Consider the following 22,494-nt stretch of genomic DNA (forward strand, 5'->3'; position numbering starts at 1 on the left):
TTGAAAAATGAGAAAAGATAATACTAGCGGTGTTACTGGTGTATTTTGGCATAAAAAAGCTGACAAGTGGACGGCGCAAATAACTATTAATGGTAAACGCTATTCTTTAGGGCTTTTTGAGGATAAAGAGGATGCAATAAAAGCACGCCAGGAAGCCGAAAAAAATGTGAAAAAAGAACCTAGAAAAAAGAATATTATAAAAAAGAATTTAATTGGCCAACGTTTTGGAATGCTTGAAGTTATAGATCAGAAACGAGAGAACAACCGAACATGGTGCCTTTGCAAGTGTGATTGTGGAAATACTAAGTGGATAAGGTCGGACAGGCTAACAACTAAAAATAGACCATCTAGGAGTTGCGGTTGTGAATCTAAAGCTAACCAATTTGAAACTAAAGACCTAACAGGGCAAAAATTCGGACGTTTAACAGTTGTAAGACCAACAGAAAAAAGAGATCCAAGCAACGGGGCTGTTATTTGGGAATGTCGTTGTGAATGTGGCAACCTAACAACTGCCACTGTGGATGACTTAAGAAATAAAAAATCTTGTGGTTGTCTATTTGAAGAGATGAAAGAGGAAATATACAAAAAGTTTTCTACTGCCTTCCAGGAAAAATATATAATAGACCATGTTAATACATCCGCTATTAATTACCCTAAATTGAGAGCTAATAATACAAGCGGTGTTACTGGTGTTTATTGGAGTAAACGAAATAAGCGTTGGATAGCTCAAATTTGGGTTAAGGGCGAAACTATACCCCTTGGTAGTTATATACATAAAGAGGACGCAATAAAGGCACGCCAAGAGGCGGAAGATAAATATTATAGAACTTTTTTAGAAGAGCATGGCATAGAAGTAAAATTCGACAAGAAAGAAAAAAGGGACTTATAAAGTCCCTTCTACTCTTCTTTTAAACGCTTTTAAAAATGTCTCTTGTCTGTCTTCCTTACTTTCCAATACTTCTACCTTGTCCACGTCTACAGTGTTTTTTACAATAAGTTGATGGACTATAACGCCATTTGTTTGGCCTTGTCTGTATAGTCTCGCGTTGGCTTGTTGGTAGAGTTCCAGGCTCCATGGAAGGCCGAACCAAACAATAATATTGCCCCCTGCTTGTAAGTTTAGACCATGCCCCGCACTCTTAGGGTGGCACAGTGCAATTTTAATATTACCCTCGTTCCAGTCTTTAAGGTCTTGAGAGGTCTCAAGCTTTCGAGGTTTTAAAGATTTGAACGCGTCAACGATTCTGTCAAAGTCGTGTTTAAACTCATAAAAAATTAATATATTACCTGGAGACGTTTCAACAAGCTCCTTCAGGGCGTCAATCTTTACGTCGTGGATATGTACGACTTCACCACTTTCGGAATACACTGCCCCATTGGCAAGCTGTGCAAGTTTCATATTAACACTCGCAGCACTTTGGGCGGTTATGTTTTCCGTATCGACTTCTAAAATATACTCTTTTTCTAGTTCCTTATACTGCTTCAGTGTTTTCGGATCTAAGGATAGAGTTATATTATTAATCGTTAAAGGTGGCATGTTTAAGAAGTCTTTGGCCTTCATAGATAAGCATATATCAGATATAGCGTTGTCAATCTTACTTTTACAGTCTGGACTTCTAAGCTTACGACTGTACACGGTGCCAGTTTGATAATTTACCTTGTCAGGCACGAAAAATCTTTCTCGGTAAGCGGTCAAAGTCCTTCCTAGGCGTTCCCCACCATCAAGTAGATATATTTGACTGTAGAGGTCTTCATATCCATTTGGTAGGGGCGTTCCTGTAAGACCTATAACACGCTTGGACTGTCTTATAACCTTCTTTAAGGACTTAAAGCGTTTAGAACTGGGAGACTTAAAAAGAGAAAGCTCATCAAGTACAACAGTATTAAACGGCCAGGACTTACCGAATAAATCAACAAGCCACGGCACGACGTCAACGTTAATCACGTATATGTCGTGTGGCTCCTTCAGGACCTTCCCACGTTTGGCAGGTGTTAGACCTGCAGCACTGACAACATCAAGGTGCTTTAAATGGTCCCATTTCCGAACCTCGTCCGTCCATGTGGTAAGTGCCACACGTTTTGGAGCTATCACCAAGCAAGGAAAGGTAAAAACCGATTTGCCCTCTGAGGGTAAAATTGGATTTGCCGTTTTGGTGAAATTAGATTTGCCGTTTTCAAATTTAGGTGAAATTCGATTTGCCGTTGAAGGTAAAATCAGATTTGCCGTTTTTCTTTTTGCACTCTCATAGGTGATTTTGGATTTGCCGTTTTTTCTTGAGCAAATTACATACCTTTTCCCCCATTCTAAACTATTATCTTTTTCTCCAACTTTACCAGACATAAATCTACCACTCAAATCATTTAAAGCTGTAAGAGTTGATACAGTTTTTCCTAAACCCATATCTAAAAATAAAGCACATCTATCATGAGTCTTTATAAACTCAATAGCAGTTTTTTGGTAATCATGAGGGTTAAAATTCATTGTCTATCACCTCACAAGCTTTTTCTTTACTATCTACTACATACACATTAAATCCCATATCTATAAGCCAACCTATCACATGTACTTGTAACTTACGTGGTTTCTGCCCTGGTGCTTTAAGTTCTGTAAAGAATACTTTCCCACCAGGTTTTAAAACTATTCTATCTGGGAAGCCAGCAACACCAGTGCCAGCCCCCTTTATAGCTTTTCCACCTTTTGCACTTACCAAGTTACAAAAGTATTTTTCTATATCCTTTTCTAACATTTTCTCTTATACCCCCTTTGACGTCCGTATATACTAAAGCTAGTTCTACAAGGTTCCCATTCTCCACTTGCTTCTATAATTGCTCTGAACTCCCTAGCATCAACGTTCTTAAGTGATGCCATATCTTTTCCATATAATTCACACCATATTGACATAGCACATACTGTATCACGTTGTACTAGATTTGCCTTTTCAAAGTCAAAGACACTTTCAACTTCGTCTTCTCTACTGTAGTACATTCTTCTAGTGAACATATCTAGCTTATCCCAATTATCCGGTATCATCTTGTCAAGGTATGCAAGTACAGCACCCTCACGTTCACTACTTTCAGTATGATTAAGTTGTGCAAGTGTTGCCTCTTCATTCTGCTCATAATTAAGATATAAGTTTTCTCCGCTTTTAAAGATTTCAATAGCCTCTGCTAATATCTGGTCTCGTTCTTCTGTTAGATCCTTAAACACGTTTTTACTTGGTTTAACTTTTCCAACATCAATAGGCCAAAAACGTCTATTACCCGTTCTATCTCTTAAAAACTCTGTATCGTTAGTAGTACCAACAATTACACATTGTCTAGGATAATTTTCTGTACGTCTTCCGTATGCTTGTCTATATCTATCCTCTCGTTTAGATAAGAAGTGTTTGATTGACTCTATATCTGCCTTTTTAGTAGCAGTAAGTTCTCCCATTTCAACAAGCCACACACCTTGTAACTGTTCAAAAGCTTCTTTACCAGATACAGTTGTTAAACTGTCTGAGTACCAATTGCCACCAAGGATATTAAGAAATGTACTCTTACCTAAACCTTGTGCACCTGTAAGAACTAGCATATTATCAAACTTAATACCAGGTTTATAAACTCTAGCAACAAGTGCTGCCATTACTTTTCTAATTGTATAACGATTATAAGGTATGTCCTCTGCTCCTAGGTAATCTATTAAAAGTGTATCTACCCTTTCTACTCCATCCCATTTAAGACTATCTAAGTATTCTCTTACTGGGTGCTTTTTATGTCTTTCAAATACAATCTTAATAGCATCTTCTACTTTAGGTTTAGAAAAGATACCTAGTCTTTTTTCAATTAAGTTTCTAAGTGCCGAATCATCTGTATCTCTCCACTCAGAAAGTCCTCTACCTTTAGACCAAGGAAGTTTTCCAGTAGTCATACATCTACAAGAGAAACTATCATAATAAATTGTATCTTTTAACCGACTTTCTATAAAAATTACTATATTTTCTACAGTAGATTTAATTTTACCCTTTTCAGTAAGCTCGTAAATTGGCTCAGAAGGTTTTTCAAGGTTATCTACATCGTCGAAGTTTTCAAACTCTTCTCTGAGTCTCCTATCGTCTCTAGCAATGTCTTCAGCTAATTGACGATTAAACTCATTGTCTTTTTGTATAAATTCGACCATTTTTTGATATGAAGGTAATTCTATACCTTCTTTTTTAGTATTTTTATCTAATTCTCCAAACTTGTGTATACGTACTAAGTCAAAAGCATTGCATAACTGCTCACACGTTGGGTCTGTACTGTGATGAGAGTATAAGAATTTATCCTCATAACTTACTGCCCCTCCGTAAGTACTTCCTAGTACATAGGTGTATCTGCTTTTCAACATATCACATTCTGTATAAACATCTGGAAGGAAAGTATCTATTGCCTCAGATATAGAGTAAGCTCTACAGAACGTACCAACTATACCTTCTTTCTCTGTAGGGTCTTCTACAGATAAATCTCTTTTAACTTTAGCAGTTACTCGGCTTGAATGTGGCCACGTTGATACATCTTTCCAATCTTCATACTTCGCAAGTATTTCATCTGGATCAACTAATATACCATCAAATTGCTCAAACACATACTCTCCATCTTTTGGACAAGATGCCCAATACATTAGTCTATTAGGCTGATATGTTGTATCGTCAAACATTTCAATACCTAATTCCTCAGCAAGTTTTCTAGCTACTGCCTCATATTCGTCTGGAAGTATTGGACGTGATAAAGGTAATAGAAGTCTATAACGTTCATGCCCTCTGTAGTGTGAGTGAGTTGAATATAAAGCAGCCTCATAAGGCATTAAAATACATAATGAGTCTATTAAATCTTCAACAGGATAATCTATATCCAGTGCTACTATACTTCTGCTCTGTACGTCACCCCGTTTTCTACTACCGTTCTTTAAAAAGCCACCTACAAACCCACCTACATCTTTTATGCGACCTTTTTCTGATGTAGACATAGCTTTATACTCTTCTACAGTTTCATCTGTCACTATAGGGTCATCAAGTTTTTCTAGTATTTCCTTCCACGTCATTGTTATATTTTTCCATTTTTTAGCAGTAGCCTTATCGGCTACCGCTATGTTTAATACTCTGTTTTGGTTTTGAACTATTTTAAGTTCTTCCATTATCTCACCCCCGTAGAACCAAACCCTTTCTCACCTCTATTAGTGTTAGGTAAGTCCTCTGTTGTTTCTGTAAATGATACGTTTATAACTTTTTCCATAACAGCTTGTGCAAGCTTTGTACCTTTTGGAATTGTTATAGGTTTATTAGAGTAGTTAGCAGTTATTATCTTAACTTCTCCAGTGTATCCGTTATCTATTGTGCCTAGTAATACGTCTCCAAATTTTCCACTTAAAGAGTTTCCACTTCTAGGTCTTATCTGCATACCTAGGTCTCTAGGTAAAAAGAATTTTAGTCCTGTAGGTATAGCAGTTCTTTCGCCCGGAAGTAATATAACTTCTTCAGCAGTATAAAGATCAAAACCACTATCACCTTCATGTGCATATTCTGGTGTTACTGCGTCCTCTGTTAACTTTTTAAATAGCATTCTGTTCACTCCTTTTAGCTTGTTTATATATTCTTCCTACTGCACTATCATCATAAACCACTCCATAGTTGAAGGATAAGTACTCTCCAACTTTATAATTTGAAAGTTTATCAACATCTTTAAGTTTTAAAACTATTTCTTCTATATCCTCTGGAAGTAGTGTTACTCTGTTGAATTTTGCATCTAGTATATATTTATTTAATATGTTTATAGCCTTATCTAAACCAACTTTTTCTATATCTCTTTTAAATCTTGCGAACAAACTTCTAACTGTTTTCAATTCCAATTTATTTAAGTTTCTGTAGTATATAACCTTTTTAACTTTTACACGTTTACAGTAGTTGTCTGGGTAGAAATCTAATGAATAAGGTAAGACTTCCTTATCTATCGTTTCTACACTCTCAACTACTATGCTTTTACCTTTTAGACATATATTGTGCTGCATTGTCTATTCCTCCTCATCAAAGTCTAAAATTAATACCTTATCTCCTGTAGGCACTTCTTTAGTTCCAAATATAAAAGGTACATCTACATAACATTTTTTTACTTGTAAACTTGTAAGCTTTCTACCTTTAGAAGCTCTGTAATACCATTCTCTAAAGCTTGGACTAGGTTTAAGCTTAACAGCTTTTTCACTTACAAATACATTAGCTATAACTTCATCCTCATCAAAATAGAAGTCATCTATATTATTAAGGAAGGAATTATCCTCAACTCTTATTATGTCTTTTATATATGTGTATTTGTTTTTACCGAAATTAATCTTTATTCGCATATTAGCCTCCTATCTGAAATGTCTTAAAAGTAGTGTAGTTATACAGAATATAACTAGTATCCTAAACAACTTCATTAACATTTTTCTGTTCCTCTCTTTCAAACTTCTCATCTAACTGTTGTACAGTGTATTTTGGTTTGAATGATACAGGACTGTACTTATCTAGTCTTAAAAGCTCTGCCCATAGCTCTGGATAATCTTTTCTAATAATTCTCAAGCTATCAAGTCTTTGCTTAGGACAGAACCAACACCCAGTACGTTTAAACTTCTTATATAAAGGGTTTGCAAGTCCTTTACTTTCCAAGTAGTCAAGACAGTCCTGTTCAGTCCAACCCCATTCAGCAAGTAAGCTTCTTTCATTCTCTGTCATTCTAGCAAGTCTTTTAGGTTCGTCTGCTGCTATACCAATAAACATTGTGTAGTTTTCTTTAATATTTTTCTTATATTCTATTATTGGTTTTTCCTTAAGCCTGCTATTGCACCAACCACCAAGAGTATGAGGGAAACCATATATAGTTCCTTCTCTTTTACCTCTTTTATAAGTATTGAAAAAATATTCATTAAACACATACTCACTTCTAATACGTTTAATTGGTCTGTTTATGTACTTTTCTATCTTATCTATATACTCGTACATCTCAGGTAGTTCTCCACCTAATGTATCGCTAAATCTTACATCTATAAATACTATTTCATCTATTGGGAAGCCTATCTCAAGTGCTCTTATAAGCATTGCAGTTGAGTCTTTCCCACCACTAAAACTAAATATATTCTTCACCTATATTTCCTCCATCTAGTTATTAGCTAAACTAAATGGATAAACTAATTCTTGACCAGCTTCTCCAGCTTTCTCGGCGTCAGTTTTTACGGTTTTAGCCTTACTCCAACTCCACGATTAAGCTACTTTCGTTTTGTCTCTTACCAACCTTTATACAAGGTGTAGAAATATAGGTTTATATTCTTTATATTTCAATCTCTTTCTCTTCTATAAGCTCGACGTTTAGAATTTTTCCGTTAAACATCTTTTTATGTTTTTCTTTAAAGTTATAATCTAGGAAGGCTTTATAAAATAGCCGTCTTGCTTCATTTTTACCGCCTGTACCTTCTAAAACCATAAAGTCACAACTGCTCTCTCTTACATTTTTTCGTTGTGTCTTGTAAGAGTAAAATACTCTGTATATCTCAACTTTTCTTCTTACTTTAGTTGATCCATGCATTCTTATTCAATCCCTTCCTGAAGTCTCTCTTTAATAACTTCTAAAATTGCCTCTACCTCATCAGCTATATCATACATATCTGCCTCATTGAAATTTTCAATTTCTAAAATAAAATCTTTTATATCTTTCAGTTTAGCTGGTATTAATTTTAATCTTACAATTTCAGATCTTCTATATTTCAGTTTTATAACACCTTCTTTTTTTAAAATCTCTGATATACTGTTTACTCTATTTCTGCTTACACCTAATTCTTTCGCCAGTTCTGTAATAGTCATAGTTTCCCAATTAGATTTTACAAACTTTTTCTCTTCATCAGTTATTGCGTCTATTCTAGCTTTACTTCCTAAATGAAGTACATCTTTGGCACGTCTGTCTACTGTAGGTGTTGGTTTATTGAGATGTGCTGACAACTCCCTTAAAGTCATTTTGTGATAGTTTTCTATTAAAAATTCGTCTTCTTCTTTAGTCCATTCAACTTTTTTAGGCATTTACTCCAACTCCTCCCAAACACCTTCCATGATGTACTCGTCTATATCACACCAATGTATTGTGAAGTTTAGTTCTAATCCATAAAAATGTGTTTTATATTCTCCGTCTGATGAATAATACACATACTGTTTCTCTGGATTCCAACCTACTAAATAAACTCTTTTACCTTTTTCCTTTACTTCGTCCATAGCTGTTATAAAATTCATACTAAGCCACCTTCAATCCCTTTCTCATTTTATGTAATGCTCTCTGTTTACGGTTTCTGATTAAAGAGTTAGATACTCCTAACAACTCTGCTGCTTCTGAATGTGTCATATCGTCAAAGAATAAAAGTTTTATTGTCTTTTTCTCGTTCTCGTTTAGATACTTATTCATAAGCTGATTAACAAACACTTTATCTGTTGCATTTCCTTCTGTATCGTCAAAAGCTTTTACTGTCAGTAGCTCAGACACGTCAACAGTTTTATCTTGTTTTAATACACTTCTTATATCTCTGTATCTCTGTTCGTCTACATTTAAAAACTTCATACTTTCTTCGTCTGTTGGGAATCTACCTTCTTTAACTGAAAACTCTTTTACCCAACTGTTCAACTTACTGCTCCGTTCTGCCCAAGTAGGTGGTATGCTTACTGCATAATCTTTTTTTCTATTTTTATATGTTCTAAAACCAAATTCAAGGTTATTACCAAGTACTGTTATAAACTTTCCTTTGTTTGGGTCATATTTCTCTACCGCCTCACAAAATAATACAAGTCCTAGACTATATAAGTCTTCGTAACCTTCTAACCCTAAACTGTATTTCCTTACGAATTTATATATCATTCTTTCATGATCTGTATAAAGCTGAGAGTATGCTTGCATATCTCCCTGCTGTGCCATTAAAGCTAAGTCCTCCATAACTAATCCTCCTTTTTAATCTTTCATGTAAAAGCTACATTCGTAACCGTCTGCATTAAGTGGTAAACCTTCAGCCCACTCTGGTACTTTACACATAGCCTTTACCATTTCATCTAAGCTTGCACTCTTAGGTGCATCTACTATAATCTCATCGTGTACGTGCATTACGGGTTTAAGTCCTAACTCTACAACGTTCTCAATAGCATCTCTTAAACAATCTCTCGCTATCCCTTGTACTATGTTTTCTACTAATTTTGGACCATATGTTTTAATCTCACACCATTGTTTCGTTGTCTGGTCTACACCCCAATATCCTATGCACTCACTATCAAATTTATTCATTGTGATATGTGGTTTACAGTATGCTAATTCCCTTCCACTAGGTAACTTCACAAACATAATTCCACTTTGCCATTTAAAAGTTATTCCGTGTGTCTTAGTTGAAGTTCTATTCTTAACACACTTTTTAGCTGCTTTATCTATATCCCACCATAACTTTGTTATAGCAGGGTTTGTATCTCTCCACACACTTACAAGTTCTGGAAGTTCGTCCTCTGTAAGTCCCATATTTAATGCACCCATACTAGTTAGTGCTCCAACACTACCTCCATAACCTAGTGCTAGTTCTGCTATCTTACCTTTCTGTCTTAAGTGTCCATTAACTCCATGCTTTACAACGGGAACACCAAACATCTGACTAGCTGATGCACAGTAGATGTCACCACCTTGTAGGAAGGTATCTATTCTCCACTGTTCCCCTGCAAGCCAAGCAATAACTCTAGCCTCTATTGCACTAAAGTCTGCTACCATAAACTTATTATCTTTAGAAGGTATAAATGCAGTTCTAATAAGCTGAGATATGGTATTAAAGAAACTTCCATATATAAGCTTTATTCCGTCTAAATCTTTACCTTTTACAAGGTCTTTTGCGTACTCAAGGTCGGGAATTTTGTTTTGTGGTAGGTTCTGTACTTGTACAAGTCTGCCAGCCCAACGTCCCGTACGATTAGCACCATAAAACTGTAGTAGTCCGTGTATCCTACCATCATCACATACGCTATTTTGCATTGTGACGTACTTCTTTGTACTAGTCTTACCTAACTCTTGTCTTATCTCTAAAACCTTTCTTACATCAGCATCTATATCGTTTTCTAATAATTCTGACACATCAGCTTTAGTTAATCCTTCTATAGTCTTATCTAGCCTATTACTAAGCCAAAGTTTCAACTGTTGTAAGCTATTAGGGTTATCTAGTCCAGTAATAGCTTTAGCCCTACCTAGTAAAGACTTTGAGTAAGCCTCAGAAAGTTCTATGACACTGTCTGCTAAGTCCTTGTCTAGTCTTACACCTCTATCGTTTATGCGTTGGTCTGTACACCATGCTTTATATTCTTCAGGTAACATTGGAAACTTATCACATAGCTTTCTTATCTTAATCTCAACTTCAACATCTCGTCTGTTGTACTCTATAAACTCCGCCCATTTTTCGGGTTCATGCTCTGGTAGGTTTCTAGTTCTACCACCATTTTTTATAGTAGGCTTGATAGGTTTAGAGAAAGTATTTATAAGCCTTGTCCCTGCTGCTTTCATTTTCCTATCTGAGTCTTTAAAACCTAAAGCCTTACCACAAGCATCAAGTGAACCAGGTAGACCAAGTGTTAAAGCTTTTACCATAGTACACTCCCAACCTTCTGGTGGTAAGTACTGTTTAAGGTACACACTAAGTGCTATACGTTCAAAGTTTGCATTGAAAGCACACTTTGTAACTTTAGTATCTAGTAAGTCTTTTTTAATACTCTCCGGTAGTTCTTCTTTAGTCATGTCTATTACTTCTACTTCATCATCGTTGTACCGATATGCAAATAGAAGTATTTCAAAGTCTTTGGAGCTTACATACTTGTAAGCCCCACACTTTCCTATGTCAACACTACTAAAGGTTTCTATATCTATTGATAATATTTTATTTGAAGAACTCATCATCATCACCAAAGTCACTGAAGCTATCTTCTGTTACTGGTGCTTCTCCACCTAAATTAACATCATCTTTGTATTTCTGAACACCTCTTATAGAAGCTGATACACCTTTTCCGCCACCCTTATCAAAAGGATATATACTTAGTATGCAATTGCCCCAACAACCACTATAAAGTTCTTCCTCTGTTAAAGGTTCCCCATCTAAATCTATTAATACTGGTCTTTTTCTATTAGATGCGTTCATGAACATGCAACCTTCATAAGCTTCATATAAAGAACTGTTTTCTTCAAATTTTATATCCCCGTCATGAAGTGGTGTTTTAAAGTTAGTATTTTTAACAGTTCCTGAAGTCCATCCGTGTTTTTTCATACCATCCTGTTTAGCTTTTTCTATTGCTTCTTTTATTTTGTTTATAGTATTTTTGTTTTCTTTTGGTATTAAAAGTGATACTGAGTATCTTGGTTCTCCTCCCATATAGCTTTCTGCTCTAAATAATTTTACAAATGATAATCTCGCTTTTATTTTTAATTCTGCCATTTTCCTTTACCTCTCTTTATTCAAAATCTTTAAAATCGTCTACTGTTAAATTGTTTGATAGTTTTGGTCTTTTATCACTCTCAAGTGCTAAGACTGGTTTACCTTGTGGTTTTTCTACTATCTCACCCAATAATTCGTTAAATCTTTTTTTACCTAATAACTTTTCAAGTCCTGTAATACCTAATAACTTAGTCTGTGTGAACTCATCTACTGTATAGCCTTCAGCTTGTAGTAGTTTAGATGCTTTTATTTCGTCTGTTATTTTTCTGTTACTTCTACCTTCAACAAGCTTATATCCTGGTATTTCCTCTCCTTCTTCTAAAGCATTGAAAGCATATTCACTAACCTCTGTTAGCCAACTACTTATGTCTTTTGAATGATCTAGTATGAAACTTACATCAGCTTTTGAAAGTACACTTGGACTATCAAAGTCAAACTTGTTTATAACGTCTAACATACTCTCTGCTCTAGCTTTACAAAATGCTCTAGCTTTACAGAACTTACACCGAGTACTGTCTGGGTTAAAGTCCTTTTCTCCTTCTTTAGAAAGTACGTAAGTTGCTCTAGGCTTAACATAGTTTTCTGCCCAAGCTACTAAATTTTTTAAACTTATCTCAAAGCTAGATATGTGGTCTAGTCTAGGTTGTGAGATAACAACTTCTACTGTGTCAAACTCGTATAAGAAGTCTAAAGCCTTATAAGCTCCGTACGCGTAAAGCATCAACTGTGGGTTTTCAAAAGCATCTACTTTAACACCTTTACCATATTTAAGGTCTATAACTATTAACTTATTATCGTTGACGAGTATTGTATCTGCTGTACCAAAGCCACCAGGTATGATGTCAGACATATCTAGTCTTACTTCCACGTTCATAGCACATGGATACATTTCGGCTTTACGTTCTTCAACATAATCTATATGCTTTTCAACGTATTCCATTAACTCTTCTGAGTACCATTTACTGTCTTTGTTTATTGGTTTACCAGTAAGAAGTCTTTCAACAACATCATGTGCGAAAGTTCCTTCCTCAGCAAACTCACTAGTTGTGTTAGGTGTGTTAGCCTCTAAAACTACACTCCCTGGACACTTAAGCCATCTGTGTGCACCACTTGCTGATAATTTTGCATGTGCCATCTATTCCACCCCTATCGCTTTTTTATGTTCTATATTTTTCTCTATCTCTTCTCTAGTCCATTTTCTTATGCCAAGCACCATTGCTGATAACTCTGCTCTCTTTTCAAATTTGAAGTATAGAGTACTTCTATCTGGGTAGAAGTATATTTCCCCACCAAACTTTTTATAAAGTTTCAGATACGGTTTTAGTAGGTTATAGTTAACATGTATGTTACCTTGGACCATTGGGAAGTTGTTTAATTTAAACGTTGCTTCAATTTTTTTATTAGGTACTTCTATTTTTAAATCTTTGTTAGGAAGTATCGTAAATATTGTTCTAGCCTCTTCCACGTCTTTTGCTTTTATATCTAGGCCAAGTAAGAACTCTAAAGCCTCGTTTGTTAGTTTAAATGCGTGTACACTCGATTTCATACACTTTTCTTTTATATCTTTGTTTATTACTGGACTAATTCTTATTGCGTTGAGTGTTCCTATATTTTTATACTTCTTAGCATTTTTATGTCCGTCTATCTGTCTATTTACTTCTTGCTTTTCAAAGTATCCGTGGTTTGTATGCACATTGTCATGAATGTGTATATAGTCTTGACACTCTATCTCATCTTCAAATACTTTCTCTTTTACCTTATGTACTCTGACATCTGATAAACCATAATGGTCTATTAAAAACTTAACTGCACCTTTTGTATAGCTCATAGGTTTATCTAGTGCATACGCACCTTTGCTAGAAACTAATATTGTTTGTCCAGCATCTGGAACACAACTTAAGTGGTCTGAATAAGCCACCAATTGAGACTCTTTAGGCATGAAACCTTTAAAGAATACTAAATCATCTTTATATGGTATTCTCTCAACTGTTGCAAACTCTTTAGGTCTATCTAATCTAACTCCACATGTTACAAGTAGTGGTATTTCCACACCCTCATCTTTTATAACTGCTCCATTATCATCTATAACAAGTGTTGCTTTTGGAAGATCTGGTACTACATCTAGGTTTATTGAGTATAAGTCTTGTTCTGAAGTATACATGTAGTGCCCGTATTCAACTCCACAAGTCCCGTCTGATATTGCTATATAAGGGTTTTTAGAACCTAGTAGTAAGCTTGATTTTTTAGGTACACCATACTTTTTAGCTAGTTCCTTAACTTCCATTATCGTATTAACTCTGTATTCCATTTTCTAGTTCCTCCATAACTGCTGCATAATAACCTTCTTCAAGTTCTCCTAGGCTATTAGCTTTATATTTTTTAAGAAGTCCTCTGACGTCTACACCTTCTTTACTTTTTTTCATTAACATATCTCTCAGTTCTTCACGTGTTACAACTCTTAGAGATTCGTCCTCATTAGTTGTCCAGTTATTTATTATTACTTCTTCTTCTTTTGGTTGTTGTTCTTCAGCTACTTCAACGTCTGTGAAGTCTAGTAGTCCTTTTTCTTCTACTATATCTAAATACTCTTTTAACTCTTTTGGGTTACAAGGGTTTATTTGTATATAAAATTCCATGGTTGTTGTCCTCCTTGTTTCATGCTATAATGTAATTGGTTGTTGTTCTTCAAGACCTAGTTGTTGTTTCATCTTCACTGGTCTTGAAGATTTTTTTATTATGTTTTCATTAAGGGCTATAGCTTGGCGAAATCTTTTTATAAAATAGTTACCTTCTCTAATATGTTTACATTCAACGATTGAGTATTCTTCACGTTCTTCTAACACAGTACCTATGTACGCTAGCCCTTCATCTTTTACTACTACTAACTTACCTATCATCTACTTTCACCACCTTTACTTCGTAGTATTCGTTTGAAAGTAGTTCTGCAAGAATTGTGTAAACTTTTTCAGTTAAGCACATACATACACATCTCCCTTCTTAAGGTCTTCCTCTCTTATTACATAAGACTCAACATCTGTTCTATCAAAGCAGTTTTTAACTACCATAACTTTTATTCTTTTAGTTACATAGCTTGTTTTAACAAGTGTACAAGGCATGTACTTATCTCTTTTTCTTACCATCATTGGTGCACCTGGAAGTGCGTCCTTCATATCAAGTACATTGTTTACTTTTTTAAATGTTACGTTTAAGATGTTTCCGTCTAGCATATCTTTTATGTGTTTATCCATTTTACTTATCCTCCTAATAATCTATTTCATCTTCTATTGCTTCTGCTGCTGTTTCAGCTCCAAGTTTAAAAGCTTCCATTATTGCGTCTTCTATTGAGAAGCCACCTTTTGATTTCTGTCCAGCTTTTTTAGCTTTATATAGTACTTCGCTTTCACTGTAGTACATATCCACACCAGGCATACGTCTTTCCCAGGTATCCTGGCCAAAGTCTAAGTGCATTTTCTTCATTACTTTTCTCTCCTTCTAACTATCAGTTCTCTCTTATCTACTAGTTCTACGTCGTAACCATCTCCGCGTAACTTGTTTACCACATGTGCTACAAACTCATTTGAATAATCTAATCTACTATACTTTTTCACGATTGGTTCGCCACTACACGTTATGATGTTTACGAGCATTTCACTTTCAATGTCTAAAACTTCTTTATTTATCATTTCTAACATCTTTTGCCTCTTTAAACTTTTTAATAAAATACTCAACACCCTTTGGAGTTATTCTAGTTTGTTTATTCATGAATGTTAATCCTTCAACTTCATAAGTTTTTTCTGCAACTCTCATAATTTTTAAATTTAAACTTCTTTGTGTTGGCACGTTGTCGCCATAACTTTTCTTTACATACTTCTTATCTCTTAACCACTGGAACAGTTTTATATATCCAAAGTTTATAAGGTTGTTTGAGTTAAGTATCTGAGATAACTCGTCAACTGATATATCACCTGGTTTACTTAAGAAGTAATCAGCAAATTCAGCTTTAGGTTTTAACTCTTCAACTTGTCCTTGTAGGTCTTGTATCTTGCTATTTGATATAAGTACCGCCCTGGATAATATCTCCATGTCTGATAACTCTTGTCTAGGTGGTTCGGCTCTAACCTTTAAAGCTTTTTCCATTTGCTCGAACCTTTCCATATATCGTGCTGTGAATATGTTACCTTTCGTTCCTGTAGTTTTATGAGCTAGAAACTCGCAACCTTTTTTAGTGATGTTGTAACATCTGTAGGATTTGTTATTTCCCTCTGTTTTATATGTTCCTTCTATCCAGTATTCCTGAGAACGCAATTTTGCGTTTTCAAAATCTTTGTTGATATTGTCTATTTTTCTCATTAAGTCTGTGTGTCTTGAACCTACCATTTCAGCAACTTCTAAAGATATAATGGTCTGTGTTGCTTCCATAGCTATCGGAGCTATATCCTCTCTAGTCATCTTTCTCACCTCCATTTAAAAATTTCATAAATGATTCCTTGTCAATTAATATTTTTCCAGAGTCCCCATTGCTTCTTACGACTTTGTATTTTTTATTTAGGATTCCATCCTCTTTAATTTTTTTATAAATGTACTTATCTGATGTGTATCCGTAAATCTCTTGTAAGTCTTTTGGAGTTAAATACTCTGGTTTTTTATTTTCTTGCATCTCTCTGAACTTTACTTCGGCAAGTAAAACCTCAGTAGGCACATCTTTTAAAACGTCTGTCAAGTTTACTCCTCCTTTCTCATTTTCTTTTTTAACTCTTTAAGTTCTTCAACTGTTAAATTTGATAATTCGTGAAGTTCTAAAGTTGTCATTGTTTATCACCTCTTTGTCTACTGTGTTGCTTCCATGACTCTATAATATTCTATTGAGTTGACAATGTCAATGCTTTTTTTAAAATTTTATGCAACTTAGTAGCAAAAAATAGTAGTCAAAAGTGGTAAAAAGTGGTAAAATAAGATTATAGAAAGGTGGTGAAAACTAGTGAAATCAATAGGCGACAGAATTAAAGAAATCAGAAAAAATTTAGGTATAAATCAATCTGAATTTGCCAAAGGTTTAGGTTTATCGAGGCAGCAAGTAAGCTTTTTAGAAAAAGGGGAACGCTCCTTAACTGAACGTACTCTAAATGATATTTCTCGTGAATACGGGGTTAATAAAGACTTCATTCTTACAGGTGAAGGAGATATATTCATAGACTTATCTAAAAGTGAAGAACTTATAAAGTTTGTAAACGGGTTATGTAAAAATGATCCAGAAAAAGCTGAGTTAATATTAGACGTATATTACATGTTTAACGAGCTTGACGAAAAAGAACAAAAGGTTATAAGAGATTTAATTGAAATTATGGTAGAAAAAAAGCACCCGATGGAATAAGGGTCCAATCAGGTGCAGGGTTTATAGTAGAAGGTGGTTTACTTACCACCTTTTGCTATACTTATTAGTAGTCTAAGTATTGCTACATTGTTTAGGTTTTTAACTGCATTTATCAATTCGTTTCTTAATTCTTCTAACATAGTAAGATACTCCTTTCTTTTAGGTTTATCTTTAATATATGTATCAGTGATTTAAGTATTTCACTTTTTTAGAAAAATTTTAAATATTTTATATTTGTATTATAACATAGAACGTGTGTTCGTTCAATAATTAAAAAGTTTGGAGGAAAAAAATATGAAAAAATCACAATTCAAGCCACCTTGGTGGCAATCAAACACTTTTATTTACATTCTAATGTTCTTAGGTTTTGCTTGGTTCTCAGGTGGGATTTATACAGAAGGTGGAGATGGTATTGCAAGTTTTGGAGCATTTTTAATTATGGTTGTAATACCTATCATAATGTACAAACGACACAAATTTATATCTAATATTTTGAGTAGTGATGATGTTTTACTGTTAGAACGCAAAAATACAGATTTAAAAAATGAGTTAAAATCTTTAGAAGAAAGTATTAAAACTAAGCAAAAAGAATTATCAGATTTAGAAGAGTCTAACAAGACTATAACTGAAGAACTTTCTAAGTTTGAAGATAAAAAGCAAGAATATCATAGGTTTGAAAGTAACGTAAACGTGATAATGGACAATATTGAAAAATCTAACTGTGAACTTGAAAAACTTAAACTAAAAAAAGAACAGATACAGTCTGAAATAGACAGCTTAAAAGAAGCGAAAGATAGTTTAATTGATTTTGAAGAAGAATCTGAAATGCAATCTTATGGACTTTTCAAAAATCTTCATAGAAACCTAAGCAACTCTGAACAGTACAGACAAGAACTGCTAAAACTACAAGATAAACAGAGGGAATTAGTGAAAAATGAATCGTGTTTTAAATATGATAAAAAATTTGCAGTAGACGGAAGTATTAAAAAAGGTCAAGTTACTATGAAAAAATATATGAAAGCTGCTATTAAAATGTTTAATCTTGAGTGTGAAAATGCTGTAAATAATCTAACCATATCAACTGTAGAACGGAAGGAAAAAAGAATTAGAAAATCTTTTAAGGACGTAAACGCTTTATATCCACTTGAAATAACTCAAGACTATTTAACTTCTAAAATTGATGAACTGTACTTAGTATTAGATTACCAGCTAAAGAAGCAAGAAGAAAAAGAAGAACAGAGAGAAATTAAAGAACGTATGCGTGAAGAAGCTAAAGTTCAGAAAGAAATTGAAAATGAAAAGAAAAAGTTACTTAAGGAAAAAGCACACTTCTTAACTGAAATTGAAAGACTTCAAAAGAACATGCCAACTGATGAACAAGAAAAAATCAACTGGCAGCTAGAGTTAGAATCTCTTAAAGAAAAACTTGAAGAGTTAAACATTGATGAAACTAATATACTTAACAGAGAACAAAATACTAGGGCAGGTTATGTATATATAATATCTAACATAGGTTCATTTGGCGAAAACATCTATAAAATTGGTATGACTAGAAGATTAGATCCTCAAGATAGAATAAATGAATTATCTAGTGCTTCTGTACCATTTAGATTTGATGTTCATGCAACTATTTTTAGTGAAGATGCTCCTTCACTTGAAAGTGCTTTACATAAAGCTTTTGAAGATAGAAGAATTAATAAAGTGAATCCGAGAAAAGAGTTCTTCAATGTCTCACTTGAAGAGATAAAGGAAGTTGTTGAAAATAATTTCAGTAGTACAGTTGAATATACTAAATATGCTGAAGCGGTAGAATATAGACAATCTTTAGCTTTATCATAGGTTTTATGAGGGCTTTTTAAAGCCCTCTAATTAAAAATTGGCCTAAGTGGTCTAATGATATGGTACAGACTTTTTACTTTGTACCACTTCAAGCCAATCACGAACCTATTGCAATTACTAGCTTTTAGGGGTGTGGTGGCTCAATTGGTACAATTGGTACAAAGTTTTTGCAAAAAACTTATCTATATATGTGTATATACTCCCTCGCGCGCGTATATATAAATATAACTTCTAAATATTTAATGATTTTCTTGTACCAATTGTACCACTATAGCTGTATATATTGGTATTACTAGCTTAGAGGGTGGCTCAAAGGGTGGTACAAGAAGTGGCCTAACCAAAGTTTGTACCAGGTAAGGAGGAATAAAATATGAAAATAGGAATTTACACAAGGGTATCAACGGAAGAACAAGCTGTTCATGGCGTGTCTTTAATAGCACAAGAGAACGCACTTATAGAATATGCTAAAAATCAAAATTATAAGGTTGTAGACGTTTACAGTGATGAGGGTTTATCTGCTACTACCTTAGACCGTCCAGGACTTCAGAGACTCTTAGAGGACGTCAGACAAGGTCGTATAGACTTAATACTTATCACTAAGTTAGATAGGTTGTCACGTGGAGTTGCTAACTACTATAAAATTGCTGATGTGCTAGAGTCTAATAACTGTGGTTGGAAGACAATACTTGAGGACTATGACTCAACAACTGCTAGTGGTAGACTACATATCAACATTATGCTTAGTGTCGCTGAGAATGAAGCAGCAGTAACTAAAGAACGTATCAACTTTGTATTTAAAGACAAGTTATCTAAAGGTGAAGTAATTTCAGGTCAAAAGATGTTTGGGTATAAGATTGAGAATAAAAGATATACAATAGATCCCTATGAAGCTGAAATAGTTAAGTTTATATTCGACGATTTCTTAATTACCTCAAGTAAGGGAAAAACTTTAAAACATGTTCAAGATAAATTTGATATAGATATGAGTTTTTGGACGATAAGTAATATTCTAAAAAGAAAACTGTATATAGGTATATATGTTAGCAAGGGTAAAGAATATCCAAACTTCGCAACTAGTATAATATCTGAAGACGTGTACTATAAAACTCAATCACTGTTGGAAGCTAATACTAAATTCGCTAAAGACCCTAATAAAATCTTTTTGTTTTCTAAACTTATCAAATGTTCAAAGTTTAAAAGAAACCTAACACATACCACTATGAATACTAAATATGGTACGTATTCATACATTAAGTGCAATTCTGTATGCCCTTATTATAAAAATGGGGAATGTGAAAAAAGACTTCCAGGTATGAGAGTTGATAAGCTAGAAAAAGATTTAGTAGATTTATTAGTTAGCCAGCTTACAAAAGAATATAAACTAGAAAACCACATCAAAACTAATAACTATGCTAATGCTAGTTATGAGAAAAAAGTTAGAAAAATAAAAAGAAAAATGAGTAAATTAGAAGATATGTATCTAGACGATTTAATAAGCAAGGATAAATATAAAAAACAATATAACGATTGCAAGTCTGAACTTGAATACTACAACACTTTGATAGCCGAAAATAATAAAACTAGATTCGCTTCAATAGACCAAGATTTTGTGGAGTTTATAAATACATCTGATTTTAAAACTCTTTACTATTCATTAGATAATTCTAAAAAACATACCTTTTGGGCATCTATTGTTGAGTATATAGAAGTTTCAGAAACAAGCTATAATCTCATTTTCAAGTAGTTGTATTATTTTTGGTTATCACCAGAAGGACCTACTCCAAACGGAATGATAGCTATAGGAATATGTGTAGTTGTTCTTCTTATAATATCTTACTTTGGATGTAAAGCTGCTAATGAAAAAAAGGCTGCTCCAAAAACAAATGTTAAAGTAGAAGCTTAATAAAATAGTTTTAATTTTTCGGAATAGATATAAACTATATAATATAGCTCTAAATTTTTTATAAAGGAGATGTTTTGTAATGAGAATAGATGCTAGAGGCTTATCTTGCCCACAGCCAGTTTTAATGACTAAAAAAGGTGTTGCTGAAAGTCCAAATGGTGTTGAAGTATTAGTAGACAACATGACTGCTTGCAACAACGTAAAAAAATTCTTAAAAAATGCAGGCTTCAACGTTACAGTTGAAGAAGTAGGAGATGAAGAGTTCTTAATCTCTTCTTCAAAATAGTATGACTTATTTTTCAACATTTTTCACTCACTCTGGAGCTATAAAATTCTCTAAACTTTGTATAGATAAGGGGATACCTTGTGATTCAGGTCCAGTTCCTAGAAAGTTAAGTTCTAACTGTGGAATAGGTGTTAAATTTGAATACGATGGACCACATGAAGATTTATACACAGATGATATGGAAAGAGTGTACACTCTTGAAAATAATGTCTATACTTTAATAGCAGATTATGACTAAAAATTTAGCCCTTAGCTTTTAAGCTGAGGGCTTTTTGTATGTAGAAAATTAGGTTTTACTGTGTAATTCCTTTTTAATATTTAAAATTCACATTTTAAAAAAGCTCCTAGATCTTTTCTAAGAGCTTTTTATTATGATTTGACTAATTACTTAATTCATATAATCGTCTGTATTTACAGGTAATCCCTTTTTATCCAATCTTTCTTCTGTTACATCTTTTATTATTGAGTAGATAAATGCAAATAGTGGAACTCCAAGTAACATTCCAACTAATCCTAAGAATTTACCTGCTATAAGCAGTGCAAATAGTATCCAGAATGCAGATACACCTATTGAATCTCCAAGTATCTTTGGACCTATTACATTTCCATCAAGCTGCTGTATTATAAGTATTATTATAAGTAACCAAAACGCCTTTATAGGACTTACAAACCGGACAAGTATAACTGATGGTATTGCTCCAAAGAACGGACCAAAGAATGGTATTACGTTTGTTACACCTACTATCACCGTTACAAGTAATGTATAAGGCATCTTGAATATAGTCAAAACTACAAATGTTATTATCGCTATTATAAATGAGTCTAATATCTTTCCACCTAAGAACTTACCAAATATTTTATTTGCTCTGTGAGTTAACTCTAATATTTTATAAGAATGTTCTCTATTAAAAACTGCATAAGTTATCTTTTTTGATATAGCAAAGAATTTTTCTTTATCTTTTAGTAGGTATATAGAAACAATTACTCCTAAAACTATATTCCATAAACTAGAAATAACAACCATTATTGTATTACCTATTACAGGTATTACATCTGTCATAAAGTTCATTATAAAGTCTGTTAGTTCTTTCCACTTAGATTCTAGTATTTCCATACTAGCTGGAGTAAGATTAAACTCCTCTATTAACTTATTTATCATTATTGTAGCATTATTTACATAATTAGGAATATCGTTAAATAATCCTATTATACTTTCTAAAAGTTCTGGCCACACAAAATGTATAAATAGATAACATAATGTTCCAGCCACAAGATAAGTTAATAGCATTGATATTGCTCTTACTTTAGAAGGGCTTTTCCCTTTCATTTTTTCAGATATAATTCTATTTTCGATAAATTTCAAGATAAAATTCAGTAGATAAGCTATTGCAAAACCTATTATAAATGGATATAAAATAGCTATAAAATCACTGATTTTATTTGAGAATAATTTTACTTGAGAACTTATCAAGTAAAATACTATACTGCAGGCAATCACTATAAATGAATACACCGCGACCGTCGTATATTTTCTATTCCAGTCTATTTTCATATTTCCCCTCCTCTTCTCAATAACTAGATTCTATCATAAAAACAGACTTTTTTTAACCTACTCATTACATTGTTAA

The 22,494-nt window shown here is 33.6% G+C and carries 30 protein-coding genes; 7 read left to right on the forward strand and 23 right to left on the reverse strand.

The features are described 5' to 3' along the window. Positions 1–7 precede the first annotated feature (7 nt). Complete coding sequence (locus ACK2WO_RS09745; protein WP_414697686.1) at positions 8–889, forward strand: hypothetical protein; 882 nt, start codon at positions 8–10, stop codon at positions 887–889. Here the strand turns inward: ACK2WO_RS09745 and ACK2WO_RS09750 are convergent. From ACK2WO_RS09750 to ACK2WO_RS09855, 22 genes are all read right to left on the reverse strand, one after another. Beyond that, positions 884–2,482 (reverse strand): SNF2-related protein, encoded by a 1,599-nt coding sequence (locus tag ACK2WO_RS09750; protein WP_414697687.1) that lies wholly within the window; start codon positions 2,480–2,482, stop codon positions 884–886. The two genes, ACK2WO_RS09745 and ACK2WO_RS09750, sit on opposite strands and share 6 nt — an antisense overlap. Beyond that, entirely contained in the window at positions 2,472–2,747 is a 276-nt protein-coding gene (locus ACK2WO_RS09755; protein ID WP_414697688.1) for a VRR-NUC domain-containing protein, read from the reverse strand. Before ACK2WO_RS09755 ends, ACK2WO_RS09750 begins: the two co-directional genes overlap by 11 nt. Continuing rightward, on the reverse strand, positions 2,741–5,152 hold the full coding sequence (locus ACK2WO_RS09760) for a VapE domain-containing protein (RefSeq protein ID WP_414697689.1): 2,412 nt from the start codon (positions 5,150–5,152) through the stop codon (positions 2,741–2,743). Before ACK2WO_RS09760 ends, ACK2WO_RS09755 begins: the two co-directional genes overlap by 7 nt. Next, positions 5,152–5,577: a dUTP diphosphatase gene (dut, locus tag ACK2WO_RS09765; protein WP_414697690.1), complete on the reverse strand. Its 426-nt coding sequence runs from the start codon at positions 5,575–5,577 to the stop codon at positions 5,152–5,154. Before dut ends, ACK2WO_RS09760 begins: the two co-directional genes overlap by 1 nt. After that, on the reverse strand, positions 5,567–6,022 hold the full coding sequence (locus tag ACK2WO_RS09770) for a hypothetical protein (protein WP_414697691.1): 456 nt from the start codon (positions 6,020–6,022) through the stop codon (positions 5,567–5,569). Before ACK2WO_RS09770 ends, dut begins: the two co-directional genes overlap by 11 nt. A gap of 3 nt (positions 6,023–6,025) precedes the next feature. Then, positions 6,026–6,352 (reverse strand): hypothetical protein, encoded by a 327-nt coding sequence (locus ACK2WO_RS09775; protein WP_414697692.1) that lies wholly within the window; start codon positions 6,350–6,352, stop codon positions 6,026–6,028. Between the two features lie 61 nt (positions 6,353–6,413). Beyond that, positions 6,414–7,130 carry a phosphoadenosine phosphosulfate reductase family protein gene (locus ACK2WO_RS09780; protein ID WP_414697693.1) on the reverse strand — a complete coding sequence of 239 codons (717 nt, stop codon included), beginning with the start codon at positions 7,128–7,130 and terminating at the stop codon, positions 6,414–6,416. Positions 7,131–7,314: 184 nt separating this feature from the next. Next, positions 7,315–7,569 (reverse strand): hypothetical protein, encoded by a 255-nt coding sequence (locus ACK2WO_RS09785; RefSeq protein ID WP_414697694.1) that lies wholly within the window; start codon positions 7,567–7,569, stop codon positions 7,315–7,317. Between the two features lie 2 nt (positions 7,570–7,571). Next, the gene (locus tag ACK2WO_RS09790) at positions 7,572–8,057 is read right to left on the reverse strand and encodes a winged helix-turn-helix transcriptional regulator (protein WP_414697695.1); all 486 of its coding nucleotides are present in this window, start codon (positions 8,055–8,057) and stop codon (positions 7,572–7,574) included. Beyond that, on the reverse strand, positions 8,058–8,264 hold the full coding sequence (locus tag ACK2WO_RS09795; RefSeq protein WP_414697696.1) for a hypothetical protein: 207 nt from the start codon (positions 8,262–8,264) through the stop codon (positions 8,058–8,060). Position 8,265: 1 nt separating this feature from the next. Further along, the gene (locus tag ACK2WO_RS09800; protein WP_414697697.1) at positions 8,266–8,955 is read right to left on the reverse strand and encodes a sigma-70 family RNA polymerase sigma factor; all 690 of its coding nucleotides are present in this window, start codon (positions 8,953–8,955) and stop codon (positions 8,266–8,268) included. A 15-nt stretch (positions 8,956–8,970) separates the two neighbouring features. Continuing rightward, a complete protein-coding gene (locus tag ACK2WO_RS09805; RefSeq protein ID WP_414697698.1) occupies positions 8,971–10,932 on the reverse strand; it encodes a DNA polymerase in 1,962 nt (653 codons plus the stop codon). Then, the gene (locus ACK2WO_RS09810) at positions 10,916–11,467 is read right to left on the reverse strand and encodes a DUF2815 family protein (protein WP_414697699.1); all 552 of its coding nucleotides are present in this window, start codon (positions 11,465–11,467) and stop codon (positions 10,916–10,918) included. The genes ACK2WO_RS09805 and ACK2WO_RS09810 overlap by 17 nt, the downstream gene beginning before the upstream one ends. Positions 11,468–11,483: 16 nt before the next feature. Then, positions 11,484–12,602, reverse strand: a complete 1,119-nt coding sequence (locus tag ACK2WO_RS09815) for a DUF2800 domain-containing protein (protein ID WP_414697700.1) — start codon at positions 12,600–12,602, stop codon at positions 11,484–11,486. Continuing rightward, positions 12,603–13,775 carry a hypothetical protein gene (locus tag ACK2WO_RS09820; RefSeq protein ID WP_414697701.1) on the reverse strand — a complete coding sequence of 391 codons (1,173 nt, stop codon included), beginning with the start codon at positions 13,773–13,775 and terminating at the stop codon, positions 12,603–12,605. Then, positions 13,759–14,103, reverse strand: a complete 345-nt coding sequence (locus ACK2WO_RS09825; protein ID WP_414697702.1) for a hypothetical protein — start codon at positions 14,101–14,103, stop codon at positions 13,759–13,761. The genes ACK2WO_RS09820 and ACK2WO_RS09825 overlap by 17 nt, the downstream gene beginning before the upstream one ends. Positions 14,104–14,127: 24 nt before the next feature. Further along, the gene (locus ACK2WO_RS09830) at positions 14,128–14,364 is read right to left on the reverse strand and encodes a hypothetical protein (RefSeq protein ID WP_414697703.1); all 237 of its coding nucleotides are present in this window, start codon (positions 14,362–14,364) and stop codon (positions 14,128–14,130) included. A 72-nt stretch (positions 14,365–14,436) separates the two neighbouring features. Next, positions 14,437–14,715: a hypothetical protein gene (locus ACK2WO_RS09835; RefSeq protein ID WP_414697704.1), complete on the reverse strand. Its 279-nt coding sequence runs from the start codon at positions 14,713–14,715 to the stop codon at positions 14,437–14,439. A 13-nt stretch (positions 14,716–14,728) separates the two neighbouring features. Continuing rightward, entirely contained in the window at positions 14,729–14,944 is a 216-nt protein-coding gene (locus tag ACK2WO_RS09840) for a hypothetical protein (protein ID WP_414697705.1), read from the reverse strand. After that, the gene (locus ACK2WO_RS09845) at positions 14,944–15,075 is read right to left on the reverse strand and encodes a hypothetical protein (RefSeq protein ID WP_414697706.1); all 132 of its coding nucleotides are present in this window, start codon (positions 15,073–15,075) and stop codon (positions 14,944–14,946) included. The genes ACK2WO_RS09840 and ACK2WO_RS09845 overlap by 1 nt, the downstream gene beginning before the upstream one ends. 64 nt (positions 15,076–15,139) lie before the next feature. Next, positions 15,140–15,916, reverse strand: coding sequence for a phage antirepressor KilAC domain-containing protein (locus ACK2WO_RS09850; RefSeq protein ID WP_414697707.1), 777 nt, complete (start codon positions 15,914–15,916; stop codon positions 15,140–15,142). Further along, the gene (locus tag ACK2WO_RS09855) at positions 15,909–16,187 is read right to left on the reverse strand and encodes a hypothetical protein (RefSeq protein WP_414697708.1); all 279 of its coding nucleotides are present in this window, start codon (positions 16,185–16,187) and stop codon (positions 15,909–15,911) included. Before ACK2WO_RS09855 ends, ACK2WO_RS09850 begins: the two co-directional genes overlap by 8 nt. 258 nt (positions 16,188–16,445) lie before the next feature. Here ACK2WO_RS09855 and ACK2WO_RS09860 point away from each other — a divergent pair, with 258 nt between their 5' ends. The 6 genes from ACK2WO_RS09860 to ACK2WO_RS09885 all read left to right on the forward strand — a co-directional run bounded on the left by ACK2WO_RS09860 (position 16,446) and on the right by ACK2WO_RS09885 (position 21,104). After that, entirely contained in the window at positions 16,446–16,838 is a 393-nt protein-coding gene (locus ACK2WO_RS09860; RefSeq protein ID WP_414697709.1) for a helix-turn-helix domain-containing protein, read from the forward strand. A 294-nt stretch (positions 16,839–17,132) separates the two neighbouring features. Further along, a complete protein-coding gene (locus ACK2WO_RS09865) occupies positions 17,133–18,677 on the forward strand; it encodes a DUF4041 domain-containing protein (protein ID WP_414697710.1) in 1,545 nt (514 codons plus the stop codon). Between the two features lie 370 nt (positions 18,678–19,047). Then, the gene (locus tag ACK2WO_RS09870; RefSeq protein WP_414697711.1) at positions 19,048–20,421 is read left to right on the forward strand and encodes a recombinase family protein; all 1,374 of its coding nucleotides are present in this window, start codon (positions 19,048–19,050) and stop codon (positions 20,419–20,421) included. Continuing rightward, positions 20,422–20,580, forward strand: a complete 159-nt coding sequence (locus ACK2WO_RS09875) for a hypothetical protein (protein WP_414697712.1) — start codon at positions 20,422–20,424, stop codon at positions 20,578–20,580. Between the two features lie 79 nt (positions 20,581–20,659). After that, positions 20,660–20,866 (forward strand): sulfurtransferase TusA family protein, encoded by a 207-nt coding sequence (locus ACK2WO_RS09880; RefSeq protein ID WP_006439202.1) that lies wholly within the window; start codon positions 20,660–20,662, stop codon positions 20,864–20,866. Position 20,867: 1 nt separating this feature from the next. Then, positions 20,868–21,104 carry a DUF3343 domain-containing protein gene (locus ACK2WO_RS09885; RefSeq protein ID WP_414697713.1) on the forward strand — a complete coding sequence of 79 codons (237 nt, stop codon included), beginning with the start codon at positions 20,868–20,870 and terminating at the stop codon, positions 21,102–21,104. Positions 21,105–21,254: 150 nt separating this feature from the next. On the opposite strand, the gene ACK2WO_RS09890 is transcribed toward ACK2WO_RS09885, so the two are convergent. Then, on the reverse strand, positions 21,255–22,418 hold the full coding sequence (locus ACK2WO_RS09890) for an AI-2E family transporter (RefSeq protein WP_414697714.1): 1,164 nt from the start codon (positions 22,416–22,418) through the stop codon (positions 21,255–21,257). Between the last annotated feature and the right edge of the window lie 76 nt (positions 22,419–22,494).

Origin of the sequence: Peptacetobacter sp. AB845, from assembly GCF_047528295.1 — a bacterium.
Lineage (GTDB): Bacteria > Bacillota > Clostridia > Peptostreptococcales > Peptostreptococcaceae > Peptacetobacter.

Coding starts and splice junctions, on each gene's coding strand:
- dut (WP_414697690.1), bottom strand. CDS start 5,577: ATGCTATTTAAAAAGTTAACAGAGGACGCAGTAACACCAGAATATGCA.
- ACK2WO_RS09885 (WP_414697713.1), top strand. CDS start 20,868: ATGACTTATTTTTCAACATTTTTCACTCACTCTGGAGCTATAAAATTC.
- ACK2WO_RS09775 (WP_414697692.1), bottom strand. CDS start 6,352: ATGCGAATAAAGATTAATTTCGGTAAAAACAAATACACATATATAAAA.
- ACK2WO_RS09850 (WP_414697707.1), bottom strand. CDS start 15,916: ATGACTAGAGAGGATATAGCTCCGATAGCTATGGAAGCAACACAGACC.
- ACK2WO_RS09825 (WP_414697702.1), bottom strand. CDS start 14,103: ATGGAATTTTATATACAAATAAACCCTTGTAACCCAAAAGAGTTAAAA.
- ACK2WO_RS09795 (WP_414697696.1), bottom strand. CDS start 8,264: ATGAATTTTATAACAGCTATGGACGAAGTAAAGGAAAAAGGTAAAAGA.
- ACK2WO_RS09785 (WP_414697694.1), bottom strand. CDS start 7,569: ATGCATGGATCAACTAAAGTAAGAAGAAAAGTTGAGATATACAGAGTA.
- ACK2WO_RS09750 (WP_414697687.1), bottom strand. CDS start 2,482: ATGAATTTTAACCCTCATGATTACCAAAAAACTGCTATTGAGTTTATA.
- ACK2WO_RS09790 (WP_414697695.1), bottom strand. CDS start 8,057: ATGCCTAAAAAAGTTGAATGGACTAAAGAAGAAGACGAATTTTTAATA.
- ACK2WO_RS09835 (WP_414697704.1), bottom strand. CDS start 14,715: ATGGATAAACACATAAAAGATATGCTAGACGGAAACATCTTAAACGTA.
- ACK2WO_RS09805 (WP_414697698.1), bottom strand. CDS start 10,932: ATGAGTTCTTCAAATAAAATATTATCAATAGATATAGAAACCTTTAGT.
- ACK2WO_RS09870 (WP_414697711.1), top strand. CDS start 19,048: ATGAAAATAGGAATTTACACAAGGGTATCAACGGAAGAACAAGCTGTT.
- ACK2WO_RS09880 (WP_006439202.1), top strand. CDS start 20,660: ATGAGAATAGATGCTAGAGGCTTATCTTGCCCACAGCCAGTTTTAATG.
- ACK2WO_RS09745 (WP_414697686.1), top strand. CDS start 8: ATGAGAAAAGATAATACTAGCGGTGTTACTGGTGTATTTTGGCATAAA.
- ACK2WO_RS09890 (WP_414697714.1), bottom strand. CDS start 22,418: ATGAAAATAGACTGGAATAGAAAATATACGACGGTCGCGGTGTATTCA.
- ACK2WO_RS09770 (WP_414697691.1), bottom strand. CDS start 6,022: ATGCAGCACAATATATGTCTAAAAGGTAAAAGCATAGTAGTTGAGAGT.
- ACK2WO_RS09760 (WP_414697689.1), bottom strand. CDS start 5,152: ATGGAAGAACTTAAAATAGTTCAAAACCAAAACAGAGTATTAAACATA.
- ACK2WO_RS09755 (WP_414697688.1), bottom strand. CDS start 2,747: ATGTTAGAAAAGGATATAGAAAAATACTTTTGTAACTTGGTAAGTGCA.
- ACK2WO_RS09840 (WP_414697705.1), bottom strand. CDS start 14,944: ATGAAGAAAATGCACTTAGACTTTGGCCAGGATACCTGGGAAAGACGT.
- ACK2WO_RS09830 (WP_414697703.1), bottom strand. CDS start 14,364: ATGATAGGTAAGTTAGTAGTAGTAAAAGATGAAGGGCTAGCGTACATA.
- ACK2WO_RS09865 (WP_414697710.1), top strand. CDS start 17,133: ATGAAAAAATCACAATTCAAGCCACCTTGGTGGCAATCAAACACTTTT.
- ACK2WO_RS09815 (WP_414697700.1), bottom strand. CDS start 12,602: ATGGCACATGCAAAATTATCAGCAAGTGGTGCACACAGATGGCTTAAG.
- ACK2WO_RS09820 (WP_414697701.1), bottom strand. CDS start 13,775: ATGGAATACAGAGTTAATACGATAATGGAAGTTAAGGAACTAGCTAAA.
- ACK2WO_RS09800 (WP_414697697.1), bottom strand. CDS start 8,955: ATGGAGGACTTAGCTTTAATGGCACAGCAGGGAGATATGCAAGCATAC.
- ACK2WO_RS09810 (WP_414697699.1), bottom strand. CDS start 11,467: ATGGCAGAATTAAAAATAAAAGCGAGATTATCATTTGTAAAATTATTT.